Origin of the sequence: Paraburkholderia monticola (assembly GCF_001580545.1) — a bacterium.
Classification (GTDB): domain Bacteria; phylum Pseudomonadota; class Gammaproteobacteria; order Burkholderiales; family Burkholderiaceae; genus Paraburkholderia; species Paraburkholderia monticola.
The window spans coordinates 171,627-194,380 of sequence record NZ_LRBG01000011.1 but is presented as its reverse complement, the minus strand read 5'-3'; the positions used below and the strand labels follow the sequence as shown (position 1 = coordinate 194,380).

The 22,754-nt window shown below is 65.9% G+C and carries 18 protein-coding genes and 1 other RNA gene; 13 read left to right on the top strand and 6 right to left on the bottom strand.

The window, feature by feature from the left end; all coding sequences use genetic code 11:
* The first annotated feature begins 315 nt into the window (after nucleotides 1-315).
* The 5 genes from ompA (at nucleotide 316) to CI15_RS14540 (ending at nucleotide 3,706) form a co-directional block, all read left to right on the top strand.
* The gene (gene ompA / locus CI15_RS14560) at nucleotides 316-963 is read left to right on the top strand and encodes an outer membrane protein OmpA (RefSeq protein ID WP_062128900.1); all 648 of its coding nucleotides are present in this window, start codon (nucleotides 316-318) and stop codon (nucleotides 961-963) included.
* Nucleotides 964-1,174: 211 nt separating this feature from the next.
* Complete coding sequence (ubiG, locus tag CI15_RS14555; protein ID WP_062128898.1) at nucleotides 1,175-1,873, top strand: bifunctional 2-polyprenyl-6-hydroxyphenol methylase/3-demethylubiquinol 3-O-methyltransferase UbiG; 699 nt, start codon at nucleotides 1,175-1,177, stop codon at nucleotides 1,871-1,873.
* Nucleotides 1,874-1,911: 38 nt separating this feature from the next.
* On the top strand, nucleotides 1,912-2,625 hold the full coding sequence (locus CI15_RS14550) for an HAD family hydrolase (RefSeq protein WP_062128889.1): 714 nt from the start codon (nucleotides 1,912-1,914) through the stop codon (nucleotides 2,623-2,625).
* A 122-nt stretch (nucleotides 2,626-2,747) separates the two neighbouring features.
* Nucleotides 2,748-3,117, top strand: a transfer-messenger RNA (tmRNA) gene (gene ssrA, locus CI15_RS14545).
* Between the two features lie 220 nt (nucleotides 3,118-3,337).
* Nucleotides 3,338-3,706, top strand: a complete 369-nt coding sequence (locus CI15_RS14540) for a COG4315 family predicted lipoprotein (protein ID WP_062128887.1) — start codon at nucleotides 3,338-3,340, stop codon at nucleotides 3,704-3,706.
* Nucleotides 3,707-3,820: 114 nt separating this feature from the next.
* Here the strand turns inward: CI15_RS14540 and CI15_RS14535 are convergent, their stop codons facing one another.
* Both CI15_RS14535 and CI15_RS14530 read right to left on the bottom strand, forming a co-directional pair.
* Nucleotides 3,821-4,087, bottom strand: coding sequence for a hypothetical protein (locus tag CI15_RS14535; RefSeq protein ID WP_062128884.1), 267 nt, complete (start codon nucleotides 4,085-4,087; stop codon nucleotides 3,821-3,823).
* Between the two features lie 130 nt (nucleotides 4,088-4,217).
* Entirely contained in the window at nucleotides 4,218-5,297 is a 1,080-nt protein-coding gene (locus CI15_RS14530; RefSeq protein WP_062128882.1) for a substrate-binding domain-containing protein, read from the bottom strand.
* A gap of 134 nt (nucleotides 5,298-5,431) precedes the next feature.
* Between CI15_RS14530 and CI15_RS14525 the strand changes: the two genes are divergently transcribed.
* The 4 genes from CI15_RS14525 to CI15_RS14510 are packed head-to-tail and all read left to right on the top strand — an operon-like array spanning nucleotide 5,432 to nucleotide 10,751.
* Nucleotides 5,432-5,917, top strand: a complete 486-nt coding sequence (locus CI15_RS14525) for an NAD(P)H-dependent oxidoreductase subunit E (RefSeq protein WP_062128880.1) — start codon at nucleotides 5,432-5,434, stop codon at nucleotides 5,915-5,917.
* Nucleotides 5,914-7,488, top strand: a complete 1,575-nt coding sequence (locus CI15_RS14520) for a formate dehydrogenase beta subunit (RefSeq protein ID WP_062128878.1) — start codon at nucleotides 5,914-5,916, stop codon at nucleotides 7,486-7,488. The genes CI15_RS14525 and CI15_RS14520 overlap by 4 nt, the downstream gene beginning before the upstream one ends.
* Before the next feature lie 15 nt (nucleotides 7,489-7,503).
* Entirely contained in the window at nucleotides 7,504-10,488 is a 2,985-nt protein-coding gene (fdhF, locus tag CI15_RS14515) for a formate dehydrogenase subunit alpha (protein WP_062128876.1), read from the top strand.
* An 8-nt stretch (nucleotides 10,489-10,496) separates the two neighbouring features.
* Nucleotides 10,497-10,751, top strand: a complete 255-nt coding sequence (locus CI15_RS14510) for a formate dehydrogenase subunit delta (protein WP_062128874.1) — start codon at nucleotides 10,497-10,499, stop codon at nucleotides 10,749-10,751.
* A 49-nt stretch (nucleotides 10,752-10,800) separates the two neighbouring features.
* Here the strand turns inward: CI15_RS14510 and CI15_RS14505 are convergent, their stop codons facing one another.
* Nucleotides 10,801-12,480 (bottom strand): FAD-dependent monooxygenase, encoded by a 1,680-nt coding sequence (locus CI15_RS14505; RefSeq protein ID WP_062128872.1) that lies wholly within the window; start codon nucleotides 12,478-12,480, stop codon nucleotides 10,801-10,803.
* Between the two features lie 209 nt (nucleotides 12,481-12,689).
* Here CI15_RS14505 and CI15_RS14500 point away from each other — a divergent pair, with 209 nt between their 5' ends.
* Nucleotides 12,690-14,537 carry a tetratricopeptide repeat protein gene (locus CI15_RS14500; protein ID WP_062128870.1) on the top strand — a complete coding sequence of 616 codons (1,848 nt, stop codon included), beginning with the start codon at nucleotides 12,690-12,692 and terminating at the stop codon, nucleotides 14,535-14,537.
* Between the two features lie 83 nt (nucleotides 14,538-14,620).
* Here the strand turns inward: CI15_RS14500 and tcuC are convergent, their stop codons facing one another.
* Complete coding sequence (tcuC, locus tag CI15_RS14495) at nucleotides 14,621-15,922, bottom strand: MFS transporter (protein WP_062128965.1); 1,302 nt, start codon at nucleotides 15,920-15,922, stop codon at nucleotides 14,621-14,623.
* 328 nt (nucleotides 15,923-16,250) lie between these two features.
* Here tcuC and CI15_RS14490 point away from each other — a divergent pair, with 328 nt between their 5' ends.
* Nucleotides 16,251-16,775 (top strand): GNAT family N-acetyltransferase, encoded by a 525-nt coding sequence (locus tag CI15_RS14490; protein WP_062128964.1) that lies wholly within the window; start codon nucleotides 16,251-16,253, stop codon nucleotides 16,773-16,775.
* Nucleotides 16,776-16,877: 102 nt separating this feature from the next.
* Here CI15_RS14490 and CI15_RS14485 read toward each other — a convergent pair whose 3' ends face one another.
* Together CI15_RS14485 and CI15_RS14480 are read right to left on the bottom strand one after the other, a co-directional pair.
* Complete coding sequence (locus CI15_RS14485) at nucleotides 16,878-18,314, bottom strand: type 1 glutamine amidotransferase (RefSeq protein ID WP_062128868.1); 1,437 nt, start codon at nucleotides 18,312-18,314, stop codon at nucleotides 16,878-16,880.
* 137 nt (nucleotides 18,315-18,451) lie between these two features.
* On the bottom strand, nucleotides 18,452-20,209 hold the full coding sequence (locus CI15_RS14480; protein WP_062128866.1) for a cation:proton antiporter: 1,758 nt from the start codon (nucleotides 20,207-20,209) through the stop codon (nucleotides 18,452-18,454).
* 203 nt (nucleotides 20,210-20,412) lie between these two features.
* On the opposite strand from CI15_RS14480, the gene CI15_RS14475 reads away from it, so the two are divergent.
* Both CI15_RS14475 and CI15_RS14470 read left to right on the top strand, forming a co-directional pair.
* On the top strand, nucleotides 20,413-21,792 hold the full coding sequence (locus tag CI15_RS14475; protein WP_062128864.1) for an amidase: 1,380 nt from the start codon (nucleotides 20,413-20,415) through the stop codon (nucleotides 21,790-21,792).
* 135 nt (nucleotides 21,793-21,927) lie between these two features.
* On the top strand, nucleotides 21,928-22,437 hold the full coding sequence (locus CI15_RS14470) for a disulfide bond formation protein B (RefSeq protein WP_062128862.1): 510 nt from the start codon (nucleotides 21,928-21,930) through the stop codon (nucleotides 22,435-22,437).
* The last annotated feature ends 317 nt before the right edge of the window (nucleotides 22,438-22,754 follow it).

Below are 22,754 nucleotides of genomic sequence, written 5' to 3'. Positions count from 1 at the left end.
ATTTTGCACACCATCAGGCTCGATTCCTGCGTGGGGCCAATTCGCCGCTCAGCCAGAGCCGGCGGACCGCTCAGCCGAAAACATTTGTTGCGCATGCACCACAATTGGAAGGGGATTTGATAGGGGACAGATTTTTTTTTCGTCGGAGGGGAACGATATGGCAAAATGCCAACGCACAAAGAGTCAGACATTGCTCGAAGTCTACACAGACGGTTTTTGTTCCGCACCAATGTTATACTCCGAGCAATGTATGACTTGTCTTCGTCAACAGGCTCGCAGTAAACCTGCGGTAATCTCAATTTCGAGAGGAGAAATATGAATAAACTTTCAAAGCTCGCGTTCATTGCAGCTACCGCGGTTATGGCTGCATCCGCCATGGCGCAGTCGGTGCCGGCGTCGCGACAAGCTACCAACGACAACTGGGTGAATGGTACTGGCGAATACGTGTGGATGAACGGCACGAACGAGCTTTGCTGGCGCGATGCATTCTGGACGCCCGCAACGGCTAACGCCAAGTGCGACGGCGCTCTGGTTGCTCAGGCTCCGACCCCGCCGGCTCCGGTCGCTCCGCCTCCGGCTATCTCCAGCGAAAAGATTACGTATCAAGCTGACGCGCTGTTCGATTTCGACAAGGCAATCCTGAAGCCGGCTGGTAAGGAACGCCTGAGCGAACTGGCATCGAAGATCCAGGGGATCAACCTCGAAGTCGTCGTCGCAACGGGCCACACCGACCGCATCGGTTCGGACGCCTACAACGACCGTCTGTCGCTGCGTCGTGCTCAAGCTGTGAAGGCCTTCCTGGTCAGCAAGGGCGTCGAAGCCAACCGTATCTACACGGAAGGCAAGGGTCGTCGCAACCCGGTTACCACCGGTTGCAACCAGAAGAACAAGAAGCAACTCATCGCCTGCCTCGCACCGGACCGTCGCGTGGAAGTCGAAGTTGTCGGTACGCCGAAGCAGTAAGCTGCAAATTACCGCAGAATCGAAAGCCCCGCTCCGGCGGGGCTTTTTTTATGCACGGCCGCCGCGTCGAATGCGTGACGCGCGATGGCCGCTCGCAGATTGCGTCGGCGCCGGCTGTCCGCCGCGTTTTTGCCGCCCTTTCTCTCGCCCTATATACTCAGGGTTTATCCTCGAGCGTCCGCTCACCGCTTTCATCGAGGCAGCCTTCGCCATGACCAACGCCGATCCCCACGAACTACAGAAATTCAGCGACCTCGCACATCGGTGGTGGGACCCGAACGCCGAATTCAAACCGCTGCACGAACTGAATCCGATTCGGCTGAGCTGGATCGACGCACACGCGCATCTGGCCGGCAAAAAGGTGCTCGATATCGGCTGCGGCGGCGGCATTCTGTCGGAATCCATGGCAGGTTTGGGTGCCCATGTGAAGGGCATCGACCTGTCGACGCAGGCATTGGGCGTCGCCGATCTTCACAGCCTTGAAAGCGGTGTAACCGTCGATTACGAAGAAATCGCCGCCGAGGCGCTCGCCGCGCGCGAGCCGGGCACCTACGACGTGGTCACCTGCATGGAAATGCTCGAGCACGTACCCCAGCCGGGCGCGATCGTCGAGGCCTGCAAGAACCTCGTGAAGCCAGGTGGCTGGGTGTTTTTCTCCACGCTGAACCGCAACGTGAAGTCGTATCTTTTCGCGGTGATCGGCGCCGAATACATCGCGCGCATGCTGCCGAAAGGCACGCACGACTACGCGCGCTTCATCCGCCCGTCCGAACTCGCCAGCTTTGTGCGCGACGCCGACCTGCGCACGGCCGACATCAAGGGCATCGTGTACAACCCGCTCAGCAAGCATTTCGCGCTGTCGTCCGACACGAGCGTCAACTATCTGCTCGCCTGCCGCCGCGACGCCTGAACTGCCAAAACCGCCCGCCCCCGCATCCGACACGAACAATGAGCGACCCGACTCCCCTGCCCCAACGCGAAGACAACGACGACGCACTCGGCTTTTGCCTCGCCGTGCTTTTCGACCTCGATGGCACCTTAGCCGACACGGCGCCGGACCTTGCGGCCGCCGTCAACAAGATGCGCCATGACCGCGGACTCGAGATGGTGCCGCTCGAAAAGCTGCGCCCGCTCGCTTCGGCGGGGGCGCGCGGACTGATCGGCGGCGCGTTCGGCATTGGGCCCGATCATCACGAATTCGCGTCGATGCGCGAGGAGTTCCTCGCGAACTACGAAGCGGATCTGTGCATTGAAACGACGCTCTTTCCGGGCATCGCGGAGGTGCTCGACGAACTCGACGCGCGCGACGTGCGCTGGGGCATCGTCACGAACAAGGTCGCGCGGCTCACCGAGCCGCTCGTCGCGCAGCTCGGGCTCGAGGAACGCGCCGGCTGCGTGGTCAGCGGCGACACGACCCCGCATTCGAAGCCGCACCCTGCGCCGCTGTTGCACGCGGCGCGTGAGCTGGACGTGCCGCCGGAGCGTGTCGTCTATATCGGCGACGATCTGCGCGATGTGCAGGCGGGTTTTGCCGCCGGCATGAAGACCGTCGCCGCGGCGTATGGATATTGCGGCGACGACATTCCGCCGACACGGTGGCACGCTCAGCACGTCGTGCAATCGCCTGCCGAGTTACTGACGCTGCTGCGCGACATCGGCTGAAAGGCGCGTCCCGCACCTTCTAACCAACTCAAATGATTCCACGGCCACCGAAGACTCACGACGCAGCCGTCGATCTATTGTAAAATCCCCGTTGGCTCATAGATATCTGAGCAACGAACCGCGGGGGCGACCTGGTTTCGACAGGGGTTGCGAAGCGGCTAGGGCATGTCGAGGACCCGTCACCTCGTTAATCAATGGGAAAAACGTAACTGCAAACGACGATACGTTCGCACTGGCAGCCTAAGGGCCGCCGTCCTCTGCCTAGTTCACTGACGGGCTAGTGTCGCAAGACCGGTAGCAATACCGACAGAGGTCATATACGTCAGTTAAGCCTTGGCGGCGTCACGACGTCCGGGTCGAAAAATTAGTGAATCGCCGTAGTGCAGCGTGTTCGTCCGCGTCGCTGCGGTTAAATCAAAAGACAGAACTAAACATGTAGAACTGGTCGTAGAGGACTTCTGGACGCGGGTTCGATTCCCGCCGCCTCCACCAAACACTTGGGACGTTCGCGATGAACGCCCCCAAGAAACCCCGGCAGCTGGCGCTGCCGGGGTTTTTTATTTTGGCGTCGTCCGCAACGCCCCGTGGACGAGACGAGTGCCACCTTCACCCGGCCGCACTCACGACCCCCACCAGCAAAACGGCCTCCCCTGCCTATACTCGAAGCGCGTCGTCGCTCGTCAACCACGCCGTCAACAAGGGAGCCCGCATCATGCGCAAGACAATCGCCTTAGTGGCCCCGCTCGCGCTGGCCGCGCTGCACGCCAGCGCCTTCGCCGATCCGCCCAAACTGTCCGACGGCCGCTTCGTCACCGCCGACGGCATGACGCTCTACACGTTCGACAAGGACACCACGCCCGGCGTCAGCGCCTGCACGGGCGGCTGCATGAGCAACTGGCCGGCGGCCACGGCATCGCCGACCGACAAGCCGACGGGCGACTGGACGCTGATCCCGAGCGCGGACGGCAAGCAGCAATGGACGTACAAGGGCCATCCGCTGTATCGCTACGCCGCCGACAAGCAGACGGGCGATACAAAAGGAGACGGCTTCAAGGAGATCTGGCACATCGCCAGACCTTGAGGAATCGAACCAACCGGCCGAAATAGACCATATCTCGGCGCCGTAAAGCACAACGCCGACCCAAGGGTCGGCGTTGCGTCAAACCTCGAAGCTCGAGCAAGCTCGAGCGGAGCTTTATTCGTCTTTCGGGCACTGCAGATTACAGCCGTTCGGATCGCCCATGTCCCCGCGCTTGCGCGCGTCCGAACGTTGGCCGTGCTGATACTTGGCCGACGGCGCGGATGCGGCGAACGGCATCTGCGGATGCTCGTTCAGGCGGAATTCGTCGTTCAGGATGCCGCCTGGCACGCCAGGCGAATTTTGCGCGAAAGCGACGGAGACGGTGGCGCAGAGCACACCAGCCGCGGCAGCGGCGGCACATGCGTGGAGAAGAGCTTTCATGTCGGTTCAGCGCGGTTTGGCGCGCGGTTAAGGCGGAAGCGAAGCCAAGAGAGTAGCCGAAACCGGCGCGCCGCGCAGCGGCGTGCGCCGAGCGCCAGCGCTTTTCTGATTACAGGCTCTTACGCCGACGTTACGCGAGCGTGCCGCTGAGCCCCTCGTCCAGGTCGACGAGCCTGCCGCAGTAGCGCGGATCGTAGCCGGCGAGCTGTTCGACGCGATGGTGAAACGCACTGCCGCGCAGCAGCTCGATGACCGTCGCGAGCGGCGCGCGCGACAGATACGCGCGATCGCACGCGAAGAAATAGTCTTCGTCGACGATCGGAATGAAGTCGAGCCCGAAATGATGCGCGGCCGGCTCCACGCCGAAGCCCACGTCGGCCATGCCGCTCGCGACGAACGCCGCGATCGCCGAGTGCGTCAGTTCGGTCGACGCATAGCCGTTCACGCGATCCGGGTCTACGCCCAACTGTCGCAACGCGAGATCGAGCAGCATGCGCGTACCGGAGCCCGGCTGGCGGTTGACGAAACGGATGTCGTCGCGCGCGAGATCGCCGAGCCCGATGATCCGCTTCGGATTGCCCTTGCCGATGAACAGCCCCTGCTTGCGCCGCGTCAGATGCACGAGCACATGGCGCTGCGGATCGAGCCAGCGCCGGTAGGTATTGGCGCAGGTCGCGCGAAACTCGTTGAGCGGCAAATGAAAGCCCGCCAGATCGCACTCGCCGCGAGCGAGCGCGCTGACCGCATCCGCGCTGTCGCGATACTTGATTTCGACCGGCAGATCGGTGGCGACCAGCGCGGTCACGAGCGCGGCCACCGCATAACCGTGTGACGCGTGGATGCGCAAGTCGTCGGTGGGCCGTGCGAGCCAGCGGTTCAGTTCGCTCGCCACTTCGCTCGCGAGCGCCTGCAGATTGCCGTCGAGCCGCTCGCCGCAGAGCCGCTGCCCGCGCAGCACCGCGTGACCGAGTTCGGACAGCACCGAGCCGCGCCCGCGCTCTTTCGAGATCAACGGACCGCCGAGCCGCTCCTCGATGCTGCGCAGCAAACCCCACGCATGCCGGTAGGACAAACCCTTAAGCGTCGCGGCCTGCGCAATGCTGCCAGATTGGTCGACGAGCGCGAGCAGCGGCACCACGTCCGACAGGCTGGCCTCGCGGCCGTCGGCGCCCTTCACCATCAGCTCCACCTGACACTCGATCCTGACCATATATGTTTGGTTGTTTCCTATTGCACGCGCCGGTTGGCCCGCCTATCTTTCGGGCATACCATATCGAATAAGCGAAGCATACGTGCACGTATTATGAATAACAAGTGCATATATCGCTTTGGAGGAGCCCCACATTGGACGATTCTCACGCCACGGCGCCGGATCAGCTCGTGCAGCGTCACGCGCAGCCGGGCCGCTCGCTCATCGCGATCCTGCACGCGATCCAGGACGAACTGGGCTATGTGCCACCCGCCACGGTCGAGCCGCTCGGCCGCGCGCTGAACCTGTCGCGCGCGGAAGTGCACGGCGTCATCACCTACTACCATCATTTCCGCACCACACCGGCGGCGTCCGTCACCGTGCAGCTTTGCCGCGCCGAAGCGTGCCGCAGCATGGGCACCGAGGCGCTCGCGCGGCATATCGAGGGGCACACCGGTTGCCGCTTCGACGCCGGACATGAGGACGGCGCAAAGGTCGAGCTTGAATCGGTGTACTGCCTGGGACAATGCGCGCTGTCGCCGGCGCTGATGCTCAACGGCACGCTGCACGCGCGCATGACGCCGCAGAAGTTCGACACGCTATTCGCCGCGGCTTGCAAATGCGTGGAGGTGCCGGCATGACACGCATCTATGTTCCGCGTGATTCGTCGGCGCTGGCGCTCGGCGCCGACGCACTGGCTGAAGCCATCACGAGCGAAGCCGCGCGCCGCGGCATGGCGATCGAACTGATCCGCAACGGTTCGCGTGGCTTGCTGTGGCTCGAACCGCTCGTCGAAGTCGCCACACCGGAAGGCCGCATCGGCTATGCGAATGTCGACGTGGAAGACGTCGCCGCCTTGTTCGATGCGGGCTTGGTCGACGGCGGCGAGCATGCGCGGCGCGTCGGCGTAGTCGACGAGATTCCTTATCTGAAGAAGCAGCAGCGCCTGACCTTCGCGCGGATCGGCATCACCGACCCGCTTTCCATCGACGACTACGTCGCCCACGGCGGCCTCGAAGGCCTACGCCGCGCTCTGCAAACCGACGGCGACGCCGCCTGCGAAGCCTTGATCGAATCGGGCCTGCGCGGTCGCGGCGGGGCGGCCTTCCCGGCTGGCATCAAATGGCGCACGGTACGTGGCGCGAAGGCCGCACAGAAATACGTCGTCTGCAATGCCGACGAAGGCGATTCGGGCACCTTCTCCGATCGTCTCGTGATGGAAAGCGATCCGTACATGCTGATCGAGGGCATGATCATCGCGGGCGTCGTGACCGGCGCGACCGTCGGCTATATCTATGTGCGCAGCGAATATCCGCACTCGATCGCGACGCTTGAGGCGGCCATCGCCCGGGCGCGTGCAGCCGGCTGGCTCGGCGACAGTGTGCTGTCGAGCGCGCACCGTTTCGAGCTGTTCGTCGCGAAAGGCGCGGGCTCGTATGTGTGCGGCGAGGAAACCGCGCTGCTCGAATCGCTCGAAGGCAAGCGCGGCATCGTCCGCGCGAAGCCGCCGGTGCCCGCGCTCGCGGGTCTCTACGGCCAGCCGAGCGTGATCAACAACGTGATCACGCTCGCCACCGTGCCGATCATCTTCGCGCGCGGCGCGGCGTTCTATAAAGACTTCGGCATGGGCCGCTCGCGCGGCACGCTGCCGTTCCAGCTGGCTGGCAACATCAAGCGAGGCGGCCTCGTCGAACTCGCGTTCGGCGTGACCTTGCGCGAACTGCTCGACGACTTCGGCGGCGGCACCGCGAGCGGCCGCCCGGCGCGTGCGGTGCAGGTCGGCGGTCCGCTCGGCACCTATCTGCCGCAAAGCCAGTGGGACATTCCGATGGACTACGAGGCGTATGCGGCGGTCGGCGCGGTAATCGGTCACGGCGGTCTCGTCGTGCATGACAACACCTCGAATCTCGCCGAGCTCGCCCAATACGCGATGCACTTCTGCGCGCTCGAATCGTGCGGCAAGTGCACGCCGTGCCGGATCGGCTCGACGCGCGGCGTCGAGGTGATCGCACGGATTCGCGATGGCGACACGTCGACGCGTCAGGTGCAACTGCTGCGCGATCTGTGCGACACGATGGTGTCCGGCTCGCTGTGCGCGATGGGCGGCATGACGCCGTTTCCGGTGCTGTCCGCGCTCGATCATTTCCCTGAAGACTTCGGTCTCGCCGCCGATTCCACTGCCGACCACGCCACCAAAGCGGCCGCGGCCTGACTCCAGGAGTTCACCATGTCCGATCACTTCAACTCTCCTGCCGGCGCCCCGAAGGAAGTCCCCTTGGGGGGCGGATGCGGCTCAGGCAACTGCGCGTGCAAGTCGCAAGCCCAGGCACGCGCCGCCAACCCATTCTTCGACGACACCGACTACGGCACCCCCGCCCGTCACTCGGACGTCGACGTGACGCTCGAAATCGACGGCCAGGCGGTGACGGTCCCGGCCGGCACGTCGGTGATGCGCGCGGCGGCCGAGGCCGGCGTCAACGTTCCGAAGCTGTGCGCGACCGATTCGCTCGAACCGTTCGGCTCATGCCGTCTGTGCCTCGTCGAAATCGAAGGACGGCGCGGCTATCCGGCGTCCTGCACGACGCCGGTCGAAGCCGGCATGAAGGTGCGCACGCAGACCGACCGTCTGCAGACGCTGCGCCGCAATGTGATGGAGCTGTACATCTCCGACCATCCGCTCGATTGCCTGACCTGCCCCGCCAACGGCGACTGCGAACTGCAGGACATGGCGGGCGTGACGGGCCTGCGCGAAGTGCGCTATGGCTTCGACGGCGCGAATCATCTGAAGGACAGGAAGGACGAATCGAATCCGTACTTCACGTACGACCCCTCGAAGTGCATCGTCTGCAACCGCTGCGTGCGCGCCTGTGAGGAAACCCAGGGCACATTCGCGCTGACGATCACCGGACGCGGCTTCGAATCGCGCGTCGCGGCCAGCGAGAACCAGCCGTTCATGGACTCGGAGTGCGTGTCGTGCGGCGCGTGCGTCGCCGCGTGCCCGACCGCGACCCTGCAGGAGAAATCCATCGTGATGCTCGGCCAGCCCGAGCACTCGGTCGTCACGACCTGCGCGTATTGCGGCGTCGGCTGCTCGTTCAAGGCCGAGATGAAGGGCAATCAGGTCGTGCGGATGGTGCCGCACAAGAACGGCCAGGCCAACGAAGGCCATGCGTGCGTGAAGGGCCGCTTCGCGTGGGGCTACGCGACGCACAAGGACCGCATCAAGAAGCCGATGATCCGCGCGAAGATCACCGACCCGTGGCGCGAAGTCAGCTGGGACGAAGCGATCTCGTATGCGGCGTCGGAATTCCGCCGCATTCAGGCGAAGCATGGGCGCGACTCGATCGGCGGCATTACGTCGTCGCGCTGTACGAACGAGGAAACCTACCTCGTGCAGAAGCTCGTGCGCGCCGCCTTCGGCAACAACAACGTCGACACCTGCGCACGCGTCTGCCATTCGCCGACCGGCTATGGTCTGAAGACGACGCTCGGCGAATCGGCAGGCACGCAGACGTTCGCCTCCGTCGACAAAGCCGACGTGATCATGGTGATCGGCGCGAATCCGACCGACGGCCATCCGGTGTTCGGCTCGCGTCTGAAGCGGCGCGTGCGCGAGGGTGCGAAGCTGATCGTCGTCGATCCGCGCCGGATCGATATCGTCGATACGCCGCACGTGAAGGCCTCGCACCATCTGCAATTGCGGCCCGGCACCAACGTCGCGATCGTCAACGCGCTCGCGCATGTGATCGTCACGGAAGGCCTGCTCGACGAAGCATTCGTCGCCGAGCGCTGCGAAACGCGCGCGTTCGAGCAATGGCGCGATTTCGTCGTGCTGCCGGAAAACTCGCCCGAAGCGACCGAAGCAGCGACCGGCGTGCCCGCGCAACAAGTGCGCGAAGCCGCCCGCCTCTATGCGAGCGCAGGCAACGCAGCAATCTACTACGGCCTCGGCGTCACCGAACACGCGCAAGGCTCGACGATGGTGATCGGCATCGCGAACCTCGCGATGGCGACCGGCAACGTCGGCCGCGAGGGTGTCGGTGTGAATCCGCTGCGTGGCCAGAACAACGTGCAAGGCTCGTGCGACATGGGCTCGTTCCCGCACGAGTTGCCGGGCTATCGGCACATCGGCGACACGCTCGTGCGCACCCAGTTCGAAAACGCATGGCATGTCACGCTGCAACCGGAGCCGGGCCTGCGCATTCCGAACATGTTCGACGCCGCGCTGCACGGCAGCTTCAAGGGCCTCTACTGCCAGGGCGAGGACATCGTGCAGTCGGATCCGAACACGCATCATGTGGCGGCGGCGCTGTCGTCGATGGAATGCATCGTCGTGCAGGACATCTTCCTGAACGAGACCGCCAAGTACGCGCACGTGCTGCTGCCCGGTTCGTCGTTCCTCGAAAAGGACGGCACGTTCACCAATGCCGAGCGACGCATCTCGCGCGTGCGCAAGGTGATGCCGCCGCTCGGCGGCTACGCGGACTGGGAAGTGACCTTGCTGCTGTCGCGCGCGCTCGGCTACGAGATGGACTACACGCATCCGTCCGAAATCATGGACGAGATCGCGCGGCTCACCCCGACCTTCCACGGCGTGTCGTATCAGAAGCTCGACGAAATGGGCAGCATCCAGTGGCCCTGCAACGAAGACGCGCCCGATGGCACGCCGACGATGCACGTCGATACCTTCGTGCGCGGCAAGGGCAAGTTCGTGATCACGAAGTTCATCGCCTCGCCGGAGAAAGTGACGCGCAAGTATCCGCTGCTGCTGACGACCGGCCGCATCCTGTCGCAGTACAACGTCGGCGCGCAGACCCGTCGCACCGAAAACTCGCGCTGGCATGACGAGGACCGGCTCGAACTGCATCCGCACGACGCCGAGGAGCGCGGCATCAAAACCGGCGACTGGGTCGGCATCGAATCGCGCGCGGGACAGACCGTGTTGCGTGCGAAGGTGACCGAGCGCATGCAGCCGGGCGTCGTCTATACGACGTTCCACTTCCCCGAATCCGGCGCGAACGTGATCACGACCGACAGCTCCGACTGGGCGACCAACTGCCCCGAATACAAAGTGACCGCGGTGCAGGTGATGCCGGTCGAGCAGCCCTCGCAATGGCAGAAAGACTATTCGCGCTTCAGCAGCGAACAGCTCGAACTGCTCAGGCAGGGCGAGTTGGCCAATGCGGCCGCGGCCGTCACTGCGGGCAAGTGAGGCGAGCGATGGATAAACGGAATCTGATCGACATGGCGAACCGGATCGGCGACTTCTTCGAGTCGATGCCCGATCACGAGGAAGCGCTGACCGGCGTCGCCGAACACATCCGCCGCTCCTGGGAGCCGCGCATGCGGCGCGCGTTGCTCGCGACGCTCGACGAAGCGCCGGACACGTATGGCATTGCGCTGTCGGATTTCACGCGCGAGGCGATCGTCAGGTATCGCGAGAAGTTGACGCCGGCGCAGGCGTCGACGGCTTAGCTTCAGGCTCGGGCCGTTTCCCCCGATCAACCCGGCGCGGCGGCGCTGCTCACAAGGTCGCCTGCTCCGGTATCTCTCCCCCCACCGCAAACCACGCCTCGCAGTGCCTCACGAGACCGTGCAGGTCCGAGCCGGTGCGTCCGCGCGCGCTGATATAGCCGTCCGGGCGCACCAGATAAAACGACGGCCGCGTGCGCCCATACGATTCGGACAGCGCCGGGCCGCCATCGCCGCTCGTATCGGTGATGCGCCAGACACGCACCGCGTTCGGCAGCAGCCGCTCGACCTCGGCGGCGAGTTTCTCGACCTCCGGGTCCGGCGGCGGCGCATGCTTCGCGGCGGGATCGAGCGGCGTGTCGTCGACGGGCAGCGGCGGCACCAGCAGGAACAACGAGAAGAACGCCGGATCGTGCAGATCGAAAATGCAGCCGACGCCGGGTGCGCGCCCCAGCGGACCGTCGATCACATGCACGAGCGCGTCCGGCGCGCGCTCGCCCGCGCGCGGGCCGCCGTCGAGCACGCGTTCGAGTGTGAGCGGACTGCGCCGGTACTGGATCGCCAGTTCGCTGATCGTCGCGCGCGCGGCGTCGCGCAGCGGACCGAGCGCGGCCAGCACCGGCATCACGCGCTCGCGCAGCAGCTTCAGCGGACCGTGACCGGCCTCGGCCATCTGCGTGATGAAGCCGGTCTGGCGCAGCACGTCGCGCTCGATCGGATGCCGTTCGGCGTGATACGTATCGAGCAGGCGATCCGGCGCCGCGCCGCCGATCACGCGCGCGAGTTTCCAGCCGAGATTGAGCGCTTCCTGGATGCCGGTGTTCATGCCCTGCGCGCCGGCGGGGCTGTGCACGTGCGCCGCGTCGCCGGCGAGGAAGATGCGGCCCACGCGCAGCCGATCGACCATCCGGCTATTGACGCGGAAATACGACGACCACGCGAGATCGGACACGTCGACGCGCTCGCGCACGCGTCGCGCGATCAGCGCCTTGCATTGCTCGAGCGACGGCTCCGGCGCCGGGTCCAGCGGGGGCTCGGGCGCATGATCGGCGATCAGACGATGACGGCCGTGACCCATTGGAAATAGCGCGACTAGACCGTCGCCCGAGGCGAAGATATGGAACTCGTCGTCGGGCCAGTCGGTTTCGGCGTGCAGGTCGGCGAGCAGGAAGGTCTGCTCGAAGGTCTTGCCCTCGAAGTTCAGGCCGAGGCGACGGCGAATCGAGCTGTGCGCGCCGTCGGCCGCGATCAGATAGGACGGGCGCATGGCTTCCGTGCGGCCGTCCGCGCGGCGCAGCGTCGTTTGAATACTCGCGGAGCCTTGCATGAACGCCATCAGCTCGACACCGCGCTCGACCTTCACGCCGAGCGTCGCCAGATGCTCGGTCAGGAGCCGCTCGGTCACCGACTGGTCGAGAAACAGCAGATACGGATAGCGCGTGTGCAGCGGATCGAAATCGAGTTGCGCAAGCCGCATGCCGTTCGAAAACAGATTCGCAACGCGCGCGCGATGGCCGAGCTCCAGAAACGGTTCGACCAGCCGATGCTGCTCGAGCAGTTCGAGCGTGCGCGCCTGGATGCCGATCGCGCGCGAGTACGGATTCGGCTGCGGCGCTTTGTCGATCAGACGCACGGGGATATGGGCGCGCGCGAGACTCATCGCTGCGGCAAGTCCGGTGGGACCGGCCCCGACGATCAGCACCGGCGACGCGTCATAGGCGGCAGCGTCCATGCGGAACTCCGGAGGCAACAATGCGTTCTAGTGTACGCCGCCGCTCATGGGCACACGGGTGCGCTGCATCAATCGCGCGCCGGGAGAGTCGCACGCGGGTGTGACGCCCGACGTTCACGACAGGCTCACGATCCCCTCAAATCCGGGCCGCTTGCGCAAGTGTGGGAAAATGCGGCCTCAGTCTGATTGATCCGAATGCCCTCCCCGTCATGCAACCTGTATTTGACCGCGCGTTCGCGGCACATCGTGACGGCCGCCTCGACGACGCCGAACGCGACTACCGCGCCACGCTCGACCACGACCCCAGCCACGTCGATGCGCTGCATCTGCTCGGCGTGCTGCGCCATCAGCAAGGCCAGCACGCCGAAGCCGCAGCGCTGGTGCGGCGCGCGGTCGACCTGCGCCCTGAAGACGCCGCGCTGCAGTTGAACCTCGGCAATGCGCTGAAGGCGCTCGGCCAGATCGACGCCGCGATCGAGCAGTTCCGCAACGCACTGACGCTCGCGCCGACGTTCCCGATGGCGCACTACAACCTCGGCAACGCGTACGCGTCGATGGGCCGTCACGAAGACGCCGCCGATGCGTTCGAGCGCTCGCTGCGCCTGCAGCCGAACGACGCGTCGTCGCACAACAATCTCGGCAACGCGCTGCACGCGCTCGGCCGTCACGCGGACGCGATCGCGTCGTTCCGGCGCGCGCTCGAACTGCGCCCCGGTCATGCGGGCGCGCTGAACAACATGGGCATGTCGCTGAACGCGCTCGATCGGCCGGAGGAGGCGATGCCCTGCTTCGAGGCCGCGCTCGCCGCCGAGCCGCGCTTCGTCGCCGCGCACTTCAATCTCGCGAACACGTTCGATGCAACCGGCCGCCATGCGCAAGCGGTCGCGTCCTTCGAAGCGGCGCTGCGTCTGCAGCCGAACCTGCCGCCCGCCATCTACGGCATGGGCAACGCGCTCGCGGCGATCGGCCGGGCCGAACAGGCGCTGCCCTATCTCGAGCGCGCGGTCGGGCTCGATCCGCAATTCGCGCTCGCATGGCTCGCGCTCGGCACCGCGCATCAGGCGCTCGGCGCGCACGCGGCCGCGGTGCGCGCGCTCGATCAGGCGCTGCGGCTGCGTCCCGATCTTGCGTCCGCGCATATGAACCGTGCGCTCGCGTGGCTGGCAATGCGCGACTTCGAGCGCGGGCTGCCCGAATACGAATGGCGCCTGCAAACCGTCGCGGAACCGGCCATCCAGACGCTGCCGCGCTGGCACGGCGAATCGATCGACAAGCACACGCTGCTGATCCATGCCGAACAGGGTCTCGGCGACACGCTGCAGTTCGTGCGCTTCGTACCGCTCGCAGCGCTTCGCGCCGCACGCGTCGTGCTCGAAGTGCAGCCGCAGTTGTTGCCGCTGATCGCGCCGGTCGCGCAGGCGTGGCGTGTATCGCTGATCGCGCAAGGCCAGCCGAGCCCCGCCGCCGATCTGCAGATTCCGCTGCTGAGCTTGCCCTTGGCGCTCGGCACGACCTACGAAACGATTGCCGCCCGCACGCCGTATCTGAACGTGCCGCCGTCCTATAGCCGCAAATGGCGCGGCTCGCTCGGCGGTCAGGCGAAGCGCAAGATCGGACTCGCGTGGTCGGGGCGCATCCAGCGCAACGAGACCCGGACGATGCCGCTCGCCGCGCTCGAACCGCTGTTCGCGCTCGACGGCATCGACTGGATCGTATTGCAGCCCGATCTGTCCGCCGAAGAACGCGCGGCACTCGACACGCATCCGCGTGCGGCCACGATCCATCGCTTCGACGATCGCATCGGCGACTTTGCCGATACCGCGGCGATCGTCGAACGGCTCGACGCGGTGGTGTCGATCGACACCTCGATCGCGCACCTCGCGGGCGCGCTGCGCAAGCCGCTCTGGCTGATGCTGCCGTTCGCCGCCGACTGGCGCTGGTTCGACGGCGATTCGCGCAGTCCGTGGTATCCCGGCGCGACGCTCGTGCGTCAGCCGCAGCCGGGCGCGTGGGAGGAAGTCGTCGAGGTGGTCGCCAACGAATTACGGCACGCTTAGCGACCGCTCACAACGCGCCACGCGCCACCAACAAAAAGCCCCGCTTTCGCGGGGCTTTTTGTTTTCAACAGGAGGCTGAGCCGTCAGGCTGCCCGATACTGATTGCGCGACTCCGGCGTGCGATACAGGAACAGCGTCGCGAGCAGACCGCAGATCGCCGCCACGCCGAGCACCAGACCCGGCGCCGCCTTGTTGCTGGTCACGTGGATCAGCAGCGTGGCGATAGCCGGGGTGAAGCCGCCGACCGTCGTCGCGAGACTGTACGCGAGCGAGAAGCCTGCCGTGCGCACCTCGACCGGCATCACTTCGGTCAGCGCGACGACCATCGCGCCGTTGTAGCTGCCGTACAGGAACGACAGCCACAGCTGCACGGCGAGCAGACGCGCGAACGACGGTTCGGCGACGAGCCATTGCAGCGCCGGATACGCGGTGAGGATCGTCAGGATCGTGAATACGAGCAGCACTGGACGGCGGCCGATGCGATCCGACAGCGCGCCGGACAACGGCAACCAGATCAGGTTCGAGATACCGACGCAGACGGTGACGACGAGCGTGTCGATCGCCGACAGCTTCAGCACTTCCTTGCCGAAGGTCGGCGTGTAGGCGGTGATCATATAGAACGACACGGTCGTCATGATGACCATGCCCATGCCACCCAGCACGATCGGGTAGTTCGCGAGCATCGACTTCATGATCTCGCCCATGCTCGGACGATGCTTGCGCTTCGTGAACTCCTCGGTTTCCTGCAGCGAGCGACGGATGATGAACAGGAACGGCACGATCAGACAGCCGATCAGGAACGGCACACGCCAGCCCCACGCGAACATCTGGTCAGCAGGCAGCAGCTTGTTGAGCATCACGCCGATCAGCGCGGCGAACACCACCGCGACCTGCTGGCTGCCCGACTGCCATGAGCAGTAGAAGCCCTTGTTGCCCTTCGTTGCGATCTCCGACAGATACACGGAGACGCCGCCGAGTTCTACGCCGGCGGAGAAGCCTTGCAGCAGCCGGCCGAGCAGCACCAGCACCGGTGCCACGAGCCCGATGGTCGCGTAGGTCGGTACTACCGCGACCGTCAGCGTGCCGAGCGCCATCAGGCCCAGCGTGAGGATCAGGCCTTTGCGGCGGCCGTGATGGTCGATGTAGGCGCCGAGCACGATCGCGCCGAGCGGACGCATCAGGAAGCCTGCGCCGAACACCGACAGCGACAGCATCAGCGACGCGAAATCGCTGCCGCTCGGGAAGTAGGCCTTGGCAATCGCCGAAGCAAAGTAGCCGTAGACCATGAAGTCGTACATTTCAAGAAAGTTGCCGCTGACGACGCGGAACACTGTCTTGAACTTGGATTCTTCCGTGGTGGAAGCGGCGTGGGTCGCAGTAGACATGACACTCTCGGATAAGCCCGTCGCCCTGTCGGACGGATCGACGCGAACGATGACGAGCGGGCAGTTGAAACGATCCACTGCGTTGGCAAGCGGATGCCGCTGCCGGACGCGCGGCTATAAACGTAGCGCGCCTGGGGGCGCCGCATTTTGCTGCACACGGCGTTTACCCGGTATCAGGGTAAACGCTGTGCTTGTTGCGGAGCCCAAGCCACGTAATGTTACTGCTGATATCGTCTACGCGAAATGCATACAGTCTGTTTACGCGCGCCAGATGCCGGCGGGCGGCGCGGTAGACTGTCCGCGCAAGGCCATTCAGTTGATGACTCCGATGCGAACCACCCCCGCGCTTTCCCTGCGCCCCGCCACGCTCGAGGACGCCGAGCTGATTGCGTCGATCCACAGCGTCAGCTGGCAAGCCACGTATCGCGGCCTGCTGCCCGACGCGTTCCTCGACGGCGAAGTCACGCGCGAGCGCGCGGCCTATTGGGCAGCGCGTCTCGGCGCGCCGGGCGGCGAGCGCCGCATCGTGCTGATCGCCGAGCTGGGCGCCGAGCCGACCGGCTTCGTGTGCGTCGAGCGTCAGCCCGAGTCCGCGTGGGGCGTGCTGCTCGACAACCTGCATGCGCTGCCCGGTTATCAAGGGATCGGCGTCGGCAAAACGCTGATGCGCGCGGCCGTCGAGTGGGCGCGCGAGCTGGGCGAGACGCAGCTCTATCTGTATGTGCTCGAGGGCAATACCGCGGCGATCGGATTTTACGAGCGGCACGGCTGGCAGTTCGTCGGCGCGGAGCCCGACTATATGGGCGGCGTGGACATCACCGCGCTGCGTTATGTGTATCGGTTGAAGCCTTGAGCACAGCGGCGCCCGGTATGGACTCGGCGTACGGTCGCGGCAATTAAGACATGCACTGCCGCATGACGCGGCAGTGCATCAGTGGGATGGAACAGCCGACGCCTAGAACCGCGTCTCCCGCGCGACCCGCAGGAACGTATCGAGCAACGGCGTGCAGTCGAGCAGTTCCGGCCCGCCCGCGCGATGAAACTCCGGATGCCACTGCACGCCCATCACGAACGGCGCGCGCCGGTAGCGCACGGCCTCGATGATGCCGTCCGACGCCGACACCGCCTCGATATTCAGATCGCGGCCCAGCGTCTTGACCGCCTGATGGTGGATCGAATTGACGATCGCGTCGCGCCGCCCGGGGAACATGTTCAGCAGCGTCGAGCCATCCGGAAAGTGCACGCCGTGCCGGTGCTGATCGTATTCCTCGTTGACGTGCGCGTTGGCGGTCGGCACATCGGTTGCGATGTCCTGGTACAACGTGCCGCCGAACGCGACGTTGATCAGCTGGCAGCCGCGGCACACGCCGAGCACCGGCTTGCCCGACTCGATGAACTCGTGCAGCAGCTCGAGCTCGTACATATCGCGCACGCGGTCGCCGGGCCACTCGGGACTCGACGCGATTTCCTGGTACGACTGCGGCGACAGGTCGGCGCCGCCTTGCAGCAGCAAGCCGTCGAGATGCTTCGCGTAGTCGCGCAAACGGATGTTGCTCGGGTGCAGCATGCCCTGATGGCCGACGGTCGGGATCATGAACACCAGCACGTCGCGCGACATCACCCAGTGCGCGACCGACTCTTCCAGATACTGCAGCGTCTTGCCGCGCAAGCCCTTCGCGCCCGGTTCCGGGTGGAAGATGCGCGCCGACACGCCGATGCGCAGCGTGCGCTGCGTGATGCGCTGCCCCGCGCGATCGAACAGCTGCCGCGCGCGCGCCGCGATGATGCGGCCGAACACGCTCCACGCCGAATCGCTCTGGCGCAGATAGCGCGGCGGCGAAGGCGGAAGCGCGTTGGGCGGCGGCGGATTGGTGGCGCTGAAATCGGGTGCCGCGCCGAAGCCGGGCGGCGGCGAGCCGGGCGCGCGCCTGGATGGCGCGGAGGTTTCGTCGGTGGCGATTTCGTCGTCGGTGGCGAGCTCCGCGGCGCCGATGGTGCCTGCGTGCGGCGCGCCGGCGGCCACCGTCGGTTTCACGACCGGCTCGGGCTTCAGCGTCGGCGCGCGGGTGCGTCGCGCTTCGCGTTCGTGCGCCGCCGCTTCCTGCCGCGCGGTCGATTCGGCGGCGGCGCTGCGCGCCTCGGCCGCGTCGCGCAGCCGCGCGGCGCGCGGATCTTCGGGGGTGACTGCCGATGCGCTGAGCGGATCGTCGGTCGACGATCTCACCGTCGCCTCCTCGGCGGCCGGACTCGTGTCTCTGGCGGCCGACTGGATGGCGTCTTCATGCGAAGGAGGAAGCGCCGCGACCGGCTGGACCGGCGCACTGCCCGGCGTGGACGGAGCCGGCTGCGGAGTGCCGGTCGCGCCGGCGTTTTCGGGTTTGTTTTCGCTCATGACTGTCGGACAGGCGCCTTCCCCGCGAACGAATGAATATGCCCTGATTATCCGTCAGCGCGGCAGGCCCGGCAAACCCGCACACAATTGCTCACATTGTTATGCAGCGCCACACCAATCCCGCTGACTCAGGGGACTCAGGGGTCGGGCTGCTCTTCGAAAGTTTCCCGCAAGGCGATCTGCATCGACGCGTGGATCTTCACGCACCAGCGCCAGACGAGCGCGAGCAGCAGCGCCGCACACACGAGCACCGCGACGAGCAGGCCCGTCGGCGGCAGGATGCTGCCCGAGAGCGCCGCCACCAGCAAAAACACGCCGATCATGGAGACGATCGGCACGAGGTCAGCAATCGCGTAACGCAGCGCCCGAGTGAAGCGTCCGGCGGTAGTCGGCTGCACGCTGACTTCCGCGAGCAGCATCGCGAGCGACTTGGTCTTGCGATACACGGCCACGAGGAACGGCAGCGACACGACGAGCGCGACACTCCATTGCACGACGCGTTGCAGCGACTCGTCGGCGAGCCAGTGGGCGAGCAGCCGGCCGCTATACGGCGCGGTATACGACACGGCGAGAAAAATCGCCGCGACGAGCGCGAGATTGACCGCGATCTGCACTACGATGCGCCGCGTCATGCCGACCAGCGTCGGCTCGCCGCGCGCCGCGATCAGGCTGCGCAGCCATTGCCCGTACATGCCGAACGCGTTGGAAAACGTCTCGGGCATCGCGCGCGCGATGCGGCGCGTGAGCGGATCGGCGACGCGAATCAGATACGGCGTCGTCAGCGTGGTCAATGCCGACACGGCGACCGCGATCGGATACAGAAACCCGCTCGTCACCTTCAGCGTCACGCCGAGCGTCGCGATGATGAACGAGAACTCGCCGATCTGCGACACGGTCATGCCGACGCGCATCGAGGTGCGCGCGTCCTGGCCCGACAGAAACGTGCCGAGCCCGCACGACACGATCTTGCCGACGATCACCGCGAGCGTGATCAACGCGATCGGCCATGCGTAGTCGAGCATCACGGACGGGTTCAGCATCAGTCCGATCGTCACGAAGAAGATCGCGGAAAAGGCGTCGCGCAGCGGCGCGATCAGATGCTCGATCCGATGCAGATGACGCGACTCGGCCATGATCGCGCCGATCAGGAACGCGCCGAGCGCGATGCTGTAGTCGAGCTTGACGACCAGCAGACAGAAGCCGAAGCAGAACCCGAGGACGGAGACGAGCAGCATCTCGTCGCTGCCGGTGCGCGCGACGTAATTCAGCGCACGCGGCACCAGCAGCACGCCGACCAGCAGCGACACCGTCATGAACAGCAGCAGTTTGCCGAGCGTGATCGCCGCGAGCCCGGCGGACAGTTGCCCGGTTTGCGCGATGCCGGTCAGCAGCACGAGCATCGCGATGCCGAGAATATCCTCGACGATCAGGATGCCGAACACCAGCTGCGCAAAGCTTTCGCGCTTGAGCCCGAGGTCGGACAGGGCCTTCACGATGATCGTCGTCGACGAGATCGCGAGGATCGCGCCGAGGAACAGCGAGTCCATGGGACTCCAGCCGAACGCGCTGCCGATCTCGTAGCCGATCCACAGCATCAGCACGATCTCGGACAGCGCGGCGACGATCGCCGTCGCGCCGACCTTGAAGAGCTTGCGCAGGCTGAATTCGAGACCCAGCGAAAACATCAGGAACACGACGCCCAGCTCGCCGAGCGTCTGGATCGTCTGTTCGTCGTGGATCAGCTGGAAGGGCGGTGTGTACGGTCCGATGATCACGCCAGCCGCGATATAACCGAGCACCACCGGCTGCTTCAGACGATGGAACAGCACGGTGACGACGCCGGCCAGCGCCATCACGACGGCCAGATCCTGGATGAAGCTGATGCCGTGGTGCATAAGCGCTTTCCTTACAAAACAGTAATCTCAGAAAGCGCAGTGTAACAAACGGACAGGGGCGATTTGCAGGGTTTTCGCACAGGGCGTGGCACCATCCGTCCAGGCAAAACCTTGCTCTACAATGCGGACGGACCTTTCCCGTTGGCTCGACACTGCCCCGCTCATGCGCCCGACCGGCGCTCTACCGGATTCCTACCGACATCATGGCCACCGAATTCGCCCCCTTCCCGCCGCTTACCCAGCTTGCCGCCGATCTCGCCGCCGGGCGCACCACCAGCCGGGCGCTCGTCGAAATCGCGCTCGACCGGATCGCCGACCCGGCCGGCCAGGGCGCGACCGTCTTCATGCACGTCGACGCCGACGCCGCGCGCGCCGCCGCCGACGCGCACGACCGCCTGCGCGCGGCCGGCACCGTGCTGTCGCCGCTCGCCGGCATTCCGGTCTCGGTCAAGGACCTGTTCGACATCGAAGGCCAGGTGACCCGCGCGGGCTCGGTCGCGCTCGCCGGCGCGCCCGTCGCCAAGGCCGACGCGGTCGCAGTGGCACGTCTGAAGCGGGCCGGCGCCGTGATCGTCGGGCGCACCAACATGAGCGAGTTCGCGTTTTCCGGGCTCGGTCTGAACCCGCACTACGGCCATCCGTTGTCGCCGTACCGGCGCGGCGTGAAGGGTGACGAGCGGATTTCGGGTGGCTCGTCCTCGGGCGCGGCGGCCTCGGTCGCCGACGGCATGGCCGCGATCGCGCTCGGCACCGACACCGGCGGCTCGATCCGCATTCCGGCCGCGTTGTGCGGGCTGACCGGCTTCAAGCCGACCGCCGCGCGCATCCCGAAGCAGGGTGGCGTGCCGCTGTCGTCGACGCTCGATTCGTTCGGGCCGATCGGTGTATCGGTCGCGTGCTGTGCGCTGGTCGACCGGATGCTCGCCGGGCTCGAGCCGCGCATCCCGGCGTCGCACCCGCTCGAAGGCGTGCGCCTCGGCGTGCTGACCAACTACGTGACCGACGGCGTCGAGCCCGAAGTCGCGCGCGCGATCGATACCGCGCTCAAGCATCTGGAGGCGGCCGGCGCGATCGTCAGCGAGGTGCGCTTCGCGCCGCTCGACCGCCTGCCGGAGATCAACCGCTTCGGCTTTTCGCCGATCGAGGCGTATGCGTGGCATCGTCCGCTGCTCGAGAAGCATCGCGAGCAGTACGATCCGCGCGTGCTCGTGCGCATCATGAAGGGGCAGCCGGCCAGCGCGGTTGACTATCTGGACTTGGTCGCCGAGCGCGAGGCGATGCTCGACGAAGCCGCGCGCACGCTGTGGCAGCGCTTCGACGCGGTCGTCGCGCCGACGGTCCCGGTCGTGCCGCCGCGCCTCGCCGACCTGCTCGATGACGACGACACGTTCGGCCGCACCAATGCGCTGATCCTGCGCAACCCGAGCGCGTTCAACTTCCTCGATAGCTGCGCGCTGTCGCTGCCGTGCCATCTGCGCGGCGACGCGCCGGTCGGCCTGACGCTGGCGGGCGCCCCGCACGCCGACGACGCGCTGCTTGCGATCGGCCGCGCGGCCGAGGCAGTGCTGAACTCGATCCGCTAACGCGCGGCGGGGCGCGCCGCCCGGCCGTGGCCGTGGCCGCTGCCGCCCCGCGGCACTGGTCAGGCGACAAGCGGCGGGAAAGGGGTTCGCGCTAGAATCGCGGGCACCCTTTCGTCTCCATACAAACGAAGATCCATGAATAACGACTCCGCGATGCTGCGCCGCGAGCGCACCCTGCTGGTTTTGCTCGGCCTGATCTGCCTCGCCCTCGTGGGCGGTGCGTTGTACCTGCAGTTCGGCCTGCGCGAAGACCCGTGCCCGCTGTGCATCATCCAGCGCTATTTCTTCCTGCTGATCGCGATCTTCGCGTTCCTCGGCGCGCGCTTCAACAACTGGCGCGGCGTACGCCTGCTCGAAGCGATGGCGGCGCTGTCCGCGCTCGCCGGCATCGTGACCGCGGCACGCCACGTGTACATCCAGGCGAACCCGGGCTTCAGTTGCGGCTTCGACGCGCTGCAGCCGGTGGTCGATAGCCTGCCGCCCGCGAAGTGGCTGCCGAGCGTGTTCAAGGTCGCGGGCCTGTGCGAAACCGCGTATCCGCCGATCCTCGGTCTGACGCTGCCGATGTGGTCGGGCGTCGCATTCGTCGTCGCGTTCGTCGCGCTGGTGCTGAGCCTCGTGCGCAATCGCCGTCGGGTGGCCTGACGGGGCTCAAGCCTCTCTCCCGTGCGTGGCGAACACCGCTCGACCGCGGACTACCAGGCACGCCGGACTTCACGTCGCCCATGCGGGGACGACCGAAGTCCGGCGTTTTTTCTGCGCGGCGTTCCGCCGATCACGCGCCATCCTCTCCGGTCGCGAGCCCATCCACGCAACTTCCCGCCGCCGCGCGAATCGTAGCTGGATCATGACCCCCGTCGCATAAGCTTCATGTGACGCGGGAAATCTTTTCGGCGCGGCGTAGTGCTATCTTCGGGTATGGATGGCGATCTACGTGCGCGAGGACGGCTTTTGCACCCCCT